This is a genomic window from Pseudarthrobacter sp. C4D7, assembly GCF_013359725.1.
Classification (GTDB): Bacteria; Actinomycetota; Actinomycetes; order Actinomycetales; family Micrococcaceae; genus Arthrobacter.
Map to the genome: position 1 here is coordinate 63,210 of NZ_JABFMW010000023.1, position 12,681 is coordinate 75,890.

Consider the following 12,681-nt stretch of genomic DNA (forward strand, 5'->3'; position numbering starts at 1 on the left):
CATGCCTGACCACACCACCGCCCGCCAGCTTTTGACCGCCGTCCACACCCCCGGCACGTCCGAGCTTCGGCTCCCGGCCATGAGCAACACCGAGGACGTGCACAGCCGGTGGCGGATCACCAACCGCTACCTGGAATGCGACGGCCGCCCGGTGGTTCCGGTGTCCGGCGAAATCCATTTCAGCAGGCTGCCGCGCAACCGCTGGGAGGACCGGCTCCGGCTAATGAAGGCCGGGGGCATCACCGTGGTGGCCTGCTACGTCTTCTGGATCCACCACGAGCCCGTCGAAGGGGAAGCGCGGTTCGACGGCAACCTGGACGTGGCCGCCTTTGTCCGGCTGTGCGCATCGCTTGGCCTGGACGTGGTCCTGCGCATCGGCCCCTGGGCGCACGGGGAGGTCCGCAACGGCGGTTTCCCGGACTGGGTGCAGGCGGCCGCCGTCGAACACCGCACCAACGATCCTGCGTACCTGGCGTTGGTGGAGCGCTGGTTCCATCTGGTGGGCGGCCAGCTCACGGGGCTGACCGGGCCGGCCGGCAACGTCATCGGCATCCAGTTGGAGAACGAGCTGTACGACCAGCCCCGGCACATCATTGAGCTGAAGAAGCTGGCCCGCTCGGCCGGGCTGGGTGCGCCCCTCTGGACGGCGACGGCGTGGGGCGGGGCTGATCTGCCCCTGGATGAGGTGATGCCTGTTTTCGGCGGCTACGGCGACGGATTCTGGGTGGACGCCGATGCCCCCTGGGACCCCACCTTCCGGGCGCATTATTTCTTCAGCCATGAGTGGGACGATCCCGGCATCGGCGCCGACCTGCGCGGGCACTTCACCGGCAGCAGCGCTGAGCCGCCCCGGCCCAGCAGTGATCTCTATCCGCCGGCCACCTGTGAGCTGACCGGCGGCATGGCCACGGCCTACCAACGCCGGCCGTGGCCGTCAGGCAGGGATGTGGCCGCGGTGGCGAATAACAAGGTCGGCAGCGGTTCGGCCTGGCAGGGCTATTACATGTTTACCGGCGGGACCAACCCCGCTGCCGGCCTCCAGGAGTCACAGGCCACGGGATATCCCAACGATCTCCCGGTGTTCGACTACGACTTCCACGCCCCGATTGGAGCGTCCGGCAGGCTGGCACCTGGATTTGCACTGCTGCGGCGGCAGCATGCCTTCCTGGCAGCGTTCGGCGGGCAGCTTGCGGCGATGCCGTCCACGCTCCCGGATGTCATACCCCGTGAGGTGGGGGATGCGGCGACCCTGCGGTGGGCGCTCCGCTCAAATGGGGAGTCCGGGTTTGTCTTCATTACGTGGCACCAACCGCATATGCCGCTGGCAGCATATAACGCTGCACAGTTCCGTCTGGGCCTGGATACCGGGGCAATGACGTTTCCTGCATCCCCCGTGGACATCCCCCCGGGCACCATCGCCGCATGGCCCGTCAACCTGGAAGCCGGCGGTGTCCGGATGCTGTGGGCCACCGCGACGCCGCTCACCATCCTGGAAACCGGCGGCACAGTGACGCTGGTCCTTGCCGCCGAACCCGGCATCGAACCGGCGCTGTGCTTCCCGGAAGGGACGGTCCTGGAAGGGCCCGCAACTGCCCGGGGCGGAGGCGCCTACCGGGTTAGTGCGTCCGCGCCGGTGACGTTGAGAGCTGCCTTGGGCGGGTGTGTCCTGGGGATCCTGCTGCTGCCGGCCGCGCTGGCCGATGAGTCCTGGGTCCTGGACACGGCACGCGGCCGGGAGCTGGTGCTCTCCCCAGGCCCGCTGTGGGTGGATGCGGAGGGAGGACTGGCCGGCAGGTCACTGGGAATGCCCTGCGTCCGGCGCTACTGCCCGGCCCTCGCTGGATTCGAGGACGTGGCCGTGGACGCGGACACGGTGCACCCGGCACGCCGGTCCATTCCCGTCCAGCTGGTCCGTTCCGCGCAGCCGGTCCCGGCTTCCTTCGGTTCGCTGGCCGGACGCGCCGCAGCCCCGGACGGCAAAGCCATCGGCAGGCTGGCGGCGGCCTACCGGCTTAACCTTCCGACGGCGGCACACGCCTCCGCGTCCGGCCCCACGGAGCTTGAGATCGCCTGGGCAGGGGACGTGGCCCGGCTCCGGGTGGACGGCCGGGTGGTGGCCGACCGCTTCTGGGACGGCTCCCCGTGGATCCTCGAAACCAGCGACGCCGGTGTGCAGGCGGGGTCCGACGTCGTCCTGGAAATCCTTCCGCTGCCCAAGGCTGCCAACGTGGGTGTCCCGGCGGCCGCCCAGCTCCGTCGGGACACAGCAGACGGCGACCTGCTGGCCCTGGACAGCGTCCAGCTGGTCAGCTGGACTCCGTGGCGGGAAGCCCGCGGCTAGCGCATCCCGTCCGTCATATCATGGACATTTCATGACGGAGGGAGCGGATGTGGAGCGGGCCCACGGGTTCCCCAACCAGCGGCTGGTGGTGGTGCCCCGGCCACTGGTCCGCCAGGCACTCACCCGTCCGGTCACCCGGCACCTGGTGGTCACGGACGCCGGCGTGTTCCCGGCCGCGGAGGACCATGGCCGCCACCGGCCCGAGGGGGCGGAGGAAACCATCGTCATCCTCTGCGTCAGCGGACAGGGATGGGTCGAAACCGGCGGTGTCCGGACTGACGTGGGAAAAGCAACCGCCGTCGTCCTTGTTGGCGGAACCGGACAGGCCCACGCCTACGGCGCGGCCACGGACGATCCCTGGACCATCTGGTGGTGCCACGTGCGCGGAACCGCGGTGGCGGAACTGACCGCCGAAGCAGGCCTTCGTCCGGAGCGGCCCATCATCCCGCTGGTGGCCGTGGACCGGTTGACGGCCATGCTGGATGAGATCATCACGTCCCTGGAAAAGGACCAGTCGCCGGCGCGGTTGGTGGCCACGGCCGGGATGGCCTGGCGGCTGCTGACGACTTTGGCCGTGGACCGCCGCGCACCGGAGAAGGGGACGCCGCTCCAGCAGGCACTGACCTACCTGGAGGAAAGGACGGACGGAACCATCCGCCTGGCCGAGCTGGCCGCCGTGGTGGGGGTGTCGCCGTCGTACCTCAGCAAGCTGTTCCGCGGGGCGACCGGTGGGGGAGTGCTGGCCCACCACACGGCCCTCAAGATGGCCCGGGCCCGCCATCTGCTGGACACCACCGAACTGTCCATCGCGGAGGTGGGCGCTGAAGTGGGCCTGCGGGACCAGTTTTACTTTTCCCGGCAGTTCCGGCGCCTGCACGGCGTCAGTCCGAGTGGGTACCGGGCCGAGCGGAAAGGGTAGTCCTGGCACGGGCATGCCGAAGCCACCGCTGCTAGGGCAGGGGTTGGCCCTGGTTCCCCGGATCCCCGGCCCGGACGGTGGCGCGGTTCACGATGTCCTGCGCCACGGCGTAGACCTTGCGGTTGGTGTCCTGGCTCAACTGGCTGATGAGCTCGTAGGCCTGGTCTGCGCTGGCACCGGTGCGTCCCATGAGGACGCCCTTGGCCTGCTCAATGACTGCCCTGTTGAGCGCGGATGCGGCCACGGCCTCGGTGGCAAGCTGGTGCCGGTCCGTGTGGATGGACGTGGTGAGGTCCACCACCACGCCCCACACCCCAACCGGTGTGTCCCCGTCCATGATGTAGTCGGCGGAGTAGAGCAGTTTGTGCTGGTGGTCCTTGCGGTCCCGGATGGAGAGATAGAGGGACAGCGGGCCGCCCTTGGTGGAGACGTGCTCCCAGTAGGCCTGCACCCTTGGCCGGTCTTCGGGCTCGATGTGGGGAAGCACCATGTCCATGGACGGGACCACCTCGCCCCGTTCATACCCGTAGATGCGGAACAGCCCGTCGGACCAGCGGAAGACCCCGTCCGTGAAGTAGTACTCAACAAATCCGGTGGGGCAGTTGAGGAAATCCGTGTGCTGGACGTTACCCTGCGCGGAGTCCGGGTGCCTGCTGCTTGGTTTCAATAAAGGGCCTGTTCCGACGTCCTGCGCCTCGCCTCCCCCTGGCGCGGCCTGAAAGCACAAGAATATGGCAATCCATATGCCACTTAGCAGCCGGAGCCGTCCGCAGCCCGGGCACCAGAGGCGCCGGGCCACGGAAGAGGCTCAGGCCCGGGAGCGCAGGACGGTTACCGAACGGTCCCGCACAATCAGGGTGCTGACTGGTGCTTCCACCTGCTGGTCCGGGTCGGTGGACAGCGCCAGCTCCCATTCCTGCTGCGGGGCGCCGGGGACCGTGAACTCCACACCGTTGTCTGCGGAGTTGAAAAGCACGGCGAAGGAGTCGGAGTCCTTGTGCTCCAGGACAAACGCAATGGCCCGGTGGTCCGCGGTCCAGTCGTCCCCCTCGAAGCCCTGCGCGTCAGCGCGGAGCACCTGTACTGAGTTGTCGCTTCCCATCTCCGGAGCCTGGCGGAACCAGTCCGGGCGCAGGGCGGGATTGTCCCGGCGGAGAGTGATGAGGTCCTTCGTGAAGTCCAGGAGGCCAGTGTCCACCTTGTTCCAGTCGAACCAGGAGATCTCGTCGTCCTGGCAGTAGGCGTTGTTGTTTCCGCCCTGGCTGCGGCCCATCTCATCGCCGCCGAGGATCATGGGGACGCCGGCGGACAGCAGGAGCGTTGCCAGGAAATTCCGGCGCTGCCGTTCGCGGAGCTCGTTGACGGCAGGATCGTCAGTGGGACCCTCGATGCCATGGTTGGCGGAGCGGTTGTCGCTCTCGCCGTCGTTGTTGTCCTCGCCATTGGCATCGTTGTGCTTCTCGTCGTAGGCCGTGAGGTCGGCCAGGGTGAAGCCGTCGTGCGCGGTGATGAAGTTGACGCTGGATACGGGGGCGCGGCGGCTGCCCTCGTACACGTCGGGGCTGCCCAGGAAGCGCTGCGCGAAGTCACCCAGCACTTGCTCGCCGCCGTGCCAGAAGTCGCGGGCGTCGTCGCGGTACTTGCCGTTCCATTCGGACCAGTCTGCGGGGAATCCGCCCACCTGGTAGCCGGCAGTGTCCCACGGTTCGGCGATCATCTTTACGGGGGCCAGGACCGGATCCTGTTCGATCAGGGTAAGGAAGGCGCTGTGCAGCTCGGCGCTGCCGTCCTGGCGGGTCAGCGTGGTGGCGAGGTCGAACCGGAAGCCGTCAACGTGCATTTCCGTCACCCAGTACCGCAGCGAATCCATGATCAGGCCCAGTGCAGCAGGGTGGCCGACGTTGAGGCTGTTGCCCGTGCCCGTGGTGTCGAAGTAGGCCGATTCCTCACCCTCCACCAGCCGGTAGTAGGCGGCGTTGTCGATGCCCTTGAAGGACAGGGTGGGGCCCATGTGATTGCCCTCGGCGGTGTGGTTGTAGACGACGTCGAGGATGACCTCGAGGCCGGCGGCGTGCAGCGCCTTGACCATGGCCTTGAATTCGGCCACCTGGCCGCCGCCGTCGCCTGCTGAGCTGTAGTCGCCGTGCGGGGCGAAGAAGCCGATGCTGTTGTAGCCCCAGTAGTTGCGCAGGCCCTTTTCCTCGAGGTGGCTGTCCTGCACGAACTGGTGGACGGGCAGGAGTTCGACGGCGGTGATGCCCAGGTCCGTCAGGTGCTTGATGGCCGCGGGGTGGGCCAGGCCGGCGTAGGTACCGCGGATCTCTTCGGGGACGTCCGGGTGCTGCTGGGTGAAGCCCTTGACGTGGACTTCGTAGACCACGGTTTCGGCCAACGGTGTGCGGGGTGCGACGTCCGGGGAGCCCTCGTCCCAGTCGAAAGTATTGTCCGTAACCACGCAGCGGGGAACCGAGGCGGCGGAATCCGTTGCATCCAGTTCGGCCGGCTCGTTCATGTCGTGGGCGAACACTGCCTGGCCCCACTCGTAGCCGCCCTCAATGGCGGTGGCGTGCGGGTCCAGGAGCAGCTTGTTGACGTTGTGCCGCAGCCCGGCCTCCGGGTTCCAGGCGCCGTCGACGCGGATGCCGTACCGGGTGCCGACGCCAACCTCCGGAACCAGGCCATGGAACACGTGGCCGGTGCGGTAAGGAAGGGTGGTCCGGGTTTCGGCGCCCTCCTGGTCGAACGTGCAGAACTCCACCGCGTCCGCTGTCTGGGAGTAGATGGCAACGTTCGCGCCGCCCTCCCGCAAGGTGACGCCCAGGGGATAGGGAAGGGAACGCGTGGCAGCAGCCGGACTCATGGAATACTCGTTTCTCTGAAGAGTGATTCCCCAAGGATACTAAGCAGGCTTACCTTTAGCACATTGGCGCGGCCTGGACGGCGTCATCAATGCGTGGAATCCCCTGCGGCGGAGCTTCCGCCCAAGGCGGCGATTGCCTGCCGCACCACGGCCAGGTCCTGGTCGCCGAGGCCCTGGGCCACCAGTTCCATGTACAGATCCACGCCGGCTGACGCCATCGGTGCGGCGGTGCCGGCAGTGCCGGCGGCCTCCAGGACAAACGACAGGTCCTTGAGCATGAACTTTGCCGGTCCCGTTGGCGTGTAGTCCTTTGCGGCGAGCCGGGGGCCCACCACCTCCAGCACCCTGCTGCCCGCGAGGCCACCGGACAGGACCTCGAAGAGGGCTTCGACATCCAGCCCGGAGCGCTCCGCAAGCTCGGCGGCTTCGGCGAGTGCCGCCGTCGTGGTTCCGACGATCAGCTGGTTGCACGCCTTGGCGAGCGAGCCCGCCCCCACGTCGCCCAGCCGGCGGACGGAGGTTCCCATCGCCGCCAAAAGCGGGAGCGCCCGCTCAAAGTCCCCGGCGGATCCGCCGGCCATGATGGCCAGGGTTCCCCGCTGCGCGCCAACCGTACCCCCGCTGACCGGCGCGTCGAGCACCGAGGCGTTCCCGCTGCTTGCGTCGGCAACGGCCTGGCCGAAAGCGCGGACCGCAACCGGCGACACGCTGCTCATCACCACCACCAGGGTTCCCGGCGCGGGCGGTGCGGACCGCCACGCATCAAGGAGGCCCGCCGCGGCGTCCTCGATGAAGGAGAGATCGGGAAGCATGAAGATGATGACGGGTTCGTCGCGGAGGTCCGCCACCTGGCTGACGCCGGCTCCGCCCAGTGCCTCCAGGTCCCGGACGGCGGCGGGGGAGCGGTTCCATCCCTTCACGTGCCATCCTGCTGTGAGCAGGTTGGCGGCCATCGGCGCGCCCATCAGCCCCAGCCCGACAAACCCCGCGCGCTTGGGCGCGGGGTCCGCCGGGCTGGTGTTGCCGGAGTTCACTTGGCGTCCTCCACGAGGACCAGGTCGCGGCCGTTGGTTTCCGGGGTGAAGAACGTGGTGGCAAATGAGATGGCCGCCAGCACCAGCGAGTAAATCGCGGGCACCAGCCAGGAGTGGTTGGTCGCCGCCAGCAGGGCCACGCCGATCATCGGGGCGAAGCCGCCGGCCAGTACCGCGGAAAGTTCCCGGCTGAGGGCCACGCCGGTGAAGCGGTGCTGGGACCCGAAGAGTTCCGGGAGCAGGGCGCACTGCGGGCCGAGCATGGACTGCACGCCCAGGGCGATGCCCACCACCATGACCACCCAGACCAGGGTGACATTGCCCAGCGTCACGAGGTAGAAGGCCGGCAGGGCAATGATGGCCTGGAAAAGCGCGCCGTAGCGGTACACGGGAACCCGGCCAAAGCGGTCGGACAGGGCGCCGAAGGCCACAACCATCACCGCGGCGAAGCCCGCGGCAATCAGCAGTCCGGTGGGGCCGATGAATTTGTCGCCGGGGAAGACGCCGGCCGGCATGCTGATGAAGGACACCAGCAGTGCGGAGTAGATGGACGAGTTGCCGTTCTCACCCATGCGGAGGCCGATGCCCACCAGCACGTTCTTCTTGGAGTGCTTCCAGATTTGGCCCACCGGATTCTTGATGACGGCCTTGTGCTTTTCCAGTTCCTGGAAGACCGGGGTCTCCTTGAGCCGGAGCCTGATGAAGACGGCAATCGCGATCAGGATGATGCTGGCCAGGAAGGGAACGCGCCACAGCCAGCCCTGCAGGACCTGCTTGTCCGCCAGGGCCATCAGGGCGAAGGTTCCCGCACCCAGCAGGGTGCCCAGCTGGATGCCGACGAACGGCAGGGAGGCAAAGAAACCACGACGACGGCGCGGGGCCACCTCGGAGATGAGGGTGGTGGCGCCTGCCTGCTCGGCTCCGGCGCCCAGGCCCTGGAGGATGCGCAGCGTCACCAGGAGCACCGCCCCCAGCATTCCCGCCTGCTCGAAGGTGGGCAGGAGGCCGATGGCGCAGCTGGAGAGGCCCATCAGGCCGATGGTCAGGATCAGCACCATCTTGCGGCCGAAGCGGTCCCCGATGTGGCCGAAGACCACTCCGCCGAAGGGCCGTGCCGCGAAACCGACGCCGTAGGTGGCGAAGGAGGCGATGACGGCTCCGCTCTCGCCGAGCGGGGCGAAGAACAGCGGACCGAAGATCAGGGCCGATGCCAGGCCGTAGATGTAGAAGTCGTAGTACTCCAGGGCGGACCCTACGGAGCTGGCAAGTGTTGCCCTTCGCAGCTGGTCCGGATCGACGACGGCGCCGTCCGTGGTGGCCTGCGGTGAGTTAGTACGAGTTGTCACGAAAACTCCCTCTAATGCACTCCAGGCCCCCGTTGGCCTGGTGGGATAGCGGCAACACCTGTTGTGTCGATCACTATGCTGAACACAATACAGCAAGCTGAACAACAAGCAACAGTTTTCGATTTTGTTTTACGGCAGTCCGCCGGGGTGCCGCGCAACTAGCCCATGGGATTGCCCAGGGAGTGGGCCAGTTCCTGCAGTTCCTTGACCATTTGCGAGCCTTGTTCCGGCGTGTAGGTGGCCTTAAGGGCCGTCACGGACAGGCCCAGGCTGGGGCCATGGGCGCCACGGGTCGGGACGGAGACGGCGAGGCACACCACACCGGTGGTGGATTCCTCGTCCTCGAAGGCAAAGCCCTGCTCGCGGATTTCCTTCAGCTGTGCCTTGAGCTCCGCGCCGGTGCGCAGGGATTTGGGCGTGAGGACGGGAAGCTCGGCATCGTCCGGGAACATTTCCTCCAGGTCATGGTCGCGAAGCCGCGCAATCAGGGCCTTGCCTACGGCGCACAGGGACACCGGCATCTTGTCGCCGATGTTGGACGTGAGCCGTACCGCGGGGTGGCCTTCGTACCGGGCCAGGTAGATGACGTTGGTGCCGTCCAGCATGGCGATCCGCACGGTCTCGCGGGAGAGGACGGAGGCCTGCTCGCAGTAGCGGTAGAACTCCTGCACCTCATCCATCCGGCCCAGGTAGGCTGCGCCCAGTTCCACCAGCTTCCGGCCCAGTGTGAACTCCGCACCCTGCCGGCTGATCAGCCGGGCCTCCTCAAGGGCCAGCAGGAGGTTGGAGGTGGAGGACTTGGGAATTCCCACCTCGCGGGAGAGGTCGCTCAGGGTCAGCCGGCCCGTGGCGGAGGCGGAGAGGGCGTCCAGGACGGCTGCTGCCCGGGTCACGGCCGGCGCCGGAGAGGCGGCTCCCGGCTTGTCGGATGACGCGGGGGCATGGGAATCGGCCATGATTCTCCTTTGGGTCGCCAGGGCAGGCTGCGCTGCTGTTCACTCAACTGAACGCTATCCATCATAAGGGCGGCTGATGGACCCGCCGCTGCTGTCAGGCCACCGGGCTGCTGAGGGTGCCGATGCCGGCCACGGAGATCTCCACCCGGTCGCCGGGTTCGATCGGGACTACGGTGGCCGGCGCCCCGGTCATCACCACGTCTCCGGGTTGCAGGGTCAGCCACGCGGTGACGTAGACCAGGCAGTCCACCACGGTGGAGGGCAGGTTGAACGTTCCGGAGGTGGCCTTGACGGTTCCGTTCACGTGAACGTCGATGGCCACCCGCTCCGGGTCCGGAAGGTCAGTCTCGATCCATGGGCCCAGGGGCGTGTAGTTGACGCCGGACTTGCCCTGGAAGTTCCGCTCATCCACGGCGTTCTGGTCCACGTTGGTGACGTCGTTGACGCAGGTGTAGCCCAGGACGTGGTCCAGGGCGTTCCCTGCGGTCAGGTTGCTGGCGGTCCTGCCAATGACGACGGCGAGCTCACCCTCCGCATTGACTGTGCCGTGGTCCCGGACCGCGGTGATGGAGTCGCCCGGCGCGGCCACGGTGTGGACGGACTTGTGCCATGCCTGGATGGGCAGGGGGTGGTCATTCAGCGTCCGGTTATGGCCAATGCCCAGGACGATGGCGGGCGTCGCCGGGGCGAGCAGCGTGGCCTCGTTGTGGGCGGTGGTGCCGCCGGTGTAGCTGAGGGCCTCCGCGAACGGGTCGATGATGTGGGCCCAGGCGCCGTTGCTGTCAACGGCGTACTGCGGGCCCGCGGCTGTTTGGATCCTGGCGATGCGCACCGGTTCTCCGCCCCGTCCTAGTAGAAGTGGAGGGTGTCCACGAGGTGGGGGAGATCCCCGCCGTCGAGGAACGTCCGGAGGTTGCTGCAGAACCGCTCGGTGATGAGCCGGTTCTCGGCGGCGCTGAGGGCTGACGTGTGCGGCGAAACCATGACTTTGGGGTGGTTCCACAGGGGGCTGTCCTGCGGCAGTGGTTCCACCGCGAAGACGTCAAGGCAGGCGTAGCCCACCTGGCCGTTGTCCAGGGCCTCCAGCAGCGCTTCTTCGTCCACCACGGTTCCGCGGCCCACGTTGACGAAGGTGGTCCCGGGCTTCATGGCGGCGAACAAGTCCCGGTTGAACAGCTTTTCCGTGTAGGCGGTGCCGGGCAGGGTGTTGACGACGGCGTCTGCCGTGGCCAGGAGGGCTGGAAGGCCGGCGTTGTCCACCACCTGGTCAATCCCGTCGATGGGCTCCACGCTGCGCTTGGTGCCGCTGACCTTCATGCCCAGTGCCCGGGCGATCCGGGCCGTTTCCAGTCCGATTTCGCCGAGGCCGCTGATGACCAGGGTCGATCCGTTGACCAGCCGGGTGGGAACGCGCAGGTTGGGCCAGTTCCTGGCGGCCTGGTCCTGAGCCAGTTCGGCGCTGCGCTTGAAGCCGTTGAGGATTCCCAGTGCGGCGAACTCCGCCAGGGGCAGGGCGTGGACGCCGGCGGAGGTGGTGATCTTGAACTTCTGCAGGATGTCCTGTTCAAGGCCGGATGCCTTCACTGCTCCGCCCGCTCCGGCGGCCATGGCGTGGACCCACTCCAGCTTCGGGTTTTCCCGGGCGATGCGCGCCAGTCCGTCGGGGCTTTCATTCGGAAAGCCGTACAGCACGTCGGCGCTGTTGAGCATCGCCCAGTAGCGCTGTTCCTGTTCGTCTGTCCTTGTGAAGGCGGGATCGCCCGAGTGGTCCGCGGGAAAGCGTTCCGGTGGCAGGAGGTCCGGTTCATAAAGGACGGTGACGGACGGATCAACGGCGCGGATCTGGTCCACAAACTCAGCTTCGAGCGGGACGGCGATGGCCACGGTCTTGGTGGAAGTCATGTGTACAGCATACTGGGCATCGTTCTGAATAGTGAACAGCTGTACGTAAGATGACCCTTGCCCCGCCGCTTCTCCTGCTGCGAAGAGCAGGGGAGCGGCGGGGCGCGCCGTTGCGTCGTTACAGGGCCGTGAACCTCAGCAGCACCGCGTGCTCAGGGTTCAGGACGGGCATGGGCAGGCCCACTTCCGCCAGGAACCGTCCGTTGGCTACGGCGCCGTCGGCGAGCCACGCCGGCGGCCGGACCTGTGTGAAGTTATGGCTGTAGTCCGCGTCGCCGGGGGCCGGGAAGATCGGCTCCACCCGGTAGTCGCGGTCCTGCTCCAGCCCGGGAATGGCCACCCTGCCGGGCTGTTCGGCGACGGCGGTGCGGGTGCTGACCAAGGCGAACAGGGCCGCCGTCGCACCCTTTTCAGGTGCCGTGGCTGATACTGCACCATGCAGCATCAGCGACTCATCCGCAACGTCCGCGTGGACCATCCGTCCGCTGTGGATTAGGTTCCGCTGCTCCTTGTAAAGGGCGATGAACTTTTTGAGTTCCTCCCGTTCCGCCCCGGTGACCTGGCGGACGTCCCATTCCATGCCGAAGTGGCCGAACAGTGCGGTGATGGCGCGGAAGGAGAGGTCGTGGGTGCGGGCGGTGGTGTGCGAGGTGGTGGGGCCGATGTGGCTGCCCACCAGCTCCGGTGGCACCACGACGCCGGTCCAGCGCTGGATGGTCTGGCGCTCCAGCGCATCATTGCAGTCCGAGGCCCAAATGCGGTCCGTCCGCTCCAGGATGCCAAGGTCAACGCGTCCGCCGCCGGAGGAGCAGCTTTCAATCTCAACGCCGGGGTGGGCCTTACGGAGTTCGTCAAACAGCCGGTAGGCGGCGAGGGTCTGTTCGTGGACGGAGGAACGGCCGGCGTGGCCGTGTTCGAGCAGGTCGCGGTTTTGGTCCCACTTGAGGTAGCTGATGTTGTTCTCCCGCAGCAGCGCATCCACGCGGTCATAGATGTACTGCCACGCATCGGGGTTAACAAGGTCGATGACATGCTGCTGCCGCCATTCGAGCGGCAGGCGGCCGCCGTCCTTGTAACTCCGGACGGCCGGGCCAACAATCCACTCGGGATGCGCACGGACGACGTCGGAGTCGAGGTTCACCATCTCCGGTTCCACCCAAAGGCCGAACTCCATGCCACGGGAAGTCACGGCGTCGATCAGGGGGGTGAGGCCGTCGGGCCAGAGTGTTTCGTCGACGTACCAGTCGCCCAGTCCGGCCCGGTCGTCCCGGCGGCCGCGGAACCAGCCGTCGTCGAGCACGAAGCGTTCCACGCCCAGCTCCG

Annotated in this window: 10 protein-coding genes; 2 read left to right on the forward strand and 8 right to left on the reverse strand. The window is 67.3% G+C overall.

Features of this window, described 5'->3' with window-relative positions; genetic code table 11:
- Window position 1: 1 nt before the first annotated feature.
- Window positions 2-2,341 (forward strand): beta-galactosidase, encoded by a 2,340-nt coding sequence (locus HNO81_RS15195; protein ID WP_175318943.1) that lies wholly within the window; start codon window positions 2-4, stop codon window positions 2,339-2,341.
- Between the two features lie 31 nt (window positions 2,342-2,372).
- Complete coding sequence (locus tag HNO81_RS15200; protein WP_217509480.1) at window positions 2,373-3,260, forward strand: AraC family transcriptional regulator; 888 nt, start codon at window positions 2,373-2,375, stop codon at window positions 3,258-3,260.
- Window positions 3,261-3,291: 31 nt separating this feature from the next.
- On the opposite strand, the gene HNO81_RS15205 is transcribed toward HNO81_RS15200, so the two are convergent.
- The 8 genes from HNO81_RS15205 to HNO81_RS15240 form a co-directional block, all read right to left on the reverse strand.
- The gene (locus HNO81_RS15205) at window positions 3,292-3,927 is read right to left on the reverse strand and encodes a PAS and ANTAR domain-containing protein (protein ID WP_175318944.1); all 636 of its coding nucleotides are present in this window, start codon (window positions 3,925-3,927) and stop codon (window positions 3,292-3,294) included.
- A gap of 141 nt (window positions 3,928-4,068) precedes the next feature.
- A complete protein-coding gene (glgX, locus tag HNO81_RS15210; protein WP_175318945.1) occupies window positions 4,069-6,120 on the reverse strand; it encodes a glycogen debranching protein GlgX in 2,052 nt (683 codons plus the stop codon).
- Between the two features lie 86 nt (window positions 6,121-6,206).
- Window positions 6,207-7,154, reverse strand: coding sequence for an NAD(P)-dependent oxidoreductase (locus tag HNO81_RS15215; protein ID WP_175318946.1), 948 nt, complete (start codon window positions 7,152-7,154; stop codon window positions 6,207-6,209).
- Entirely contained in the window at window positions 7,151-8,500 is a 1,350-nt protein-coding gene (locus tag HNO81_RS15220) for an MFS transporter (RefSeq protein ID WP_175318947.1), read from the reverse strand. Before HNO81_RS15220 ends, HNO81_RS15215 begins: the two co-directional genes overlap by 4 nt.
- A gap of 158 nt (window positions 8,501-8,658) precedes the next feature.
- On the reverse strand, window positions 8,659-9,456 hold the full coding sequence (locus tag HNO81_RS15225) for an IclR family transcriptional regulator (RefSeq protein ID WP_175318948.1): 798 nt from the start codon (window positions 9,454-9,456) through the stop codon (window positions 8,659-8,661).
- A 94-nt stretch (window positions 9,457-9,550) separates the two neighbouring features.
- Window positions 9,551-10,288 (reverse strand): fumarylacetoacetate hydrolase family protein, encoded by a 738-nt coding sequence (locus HNO81_RS20195; RefSeq protein ID WP_175318949.1) that lies wholly within the window; start codon window positions 10,286-10,288, stop codon window positions 9,551-9,553.
- A 17-nt stretch (window positions 10,289-10,305) separates the two neighbouring features.
- Window positions 10,306-11,358 carry a D-2-hydroxyacid dehydrogenase gene (locus HNO81_RS15235; RefSeq protein WP_175318950.1) on the reverse strand — a complete coding sequence of 351 codons (1,053 nt, stop codon included), beginning with the start codon at window positions 11,356-11,358 and terminating at the stop codon, window positions 10,306-10,308.
- Window positions 11,359-11,476: 118 nt separating this feature from the next.
- On the reverse strand, window positions 11,477-12,681 hold a 1,205-nt coding region (locus HNO81_RS15240; RefSeq protein ID WP_175318951.1), incomplete at its 5' end, for an alpha-galactosidase.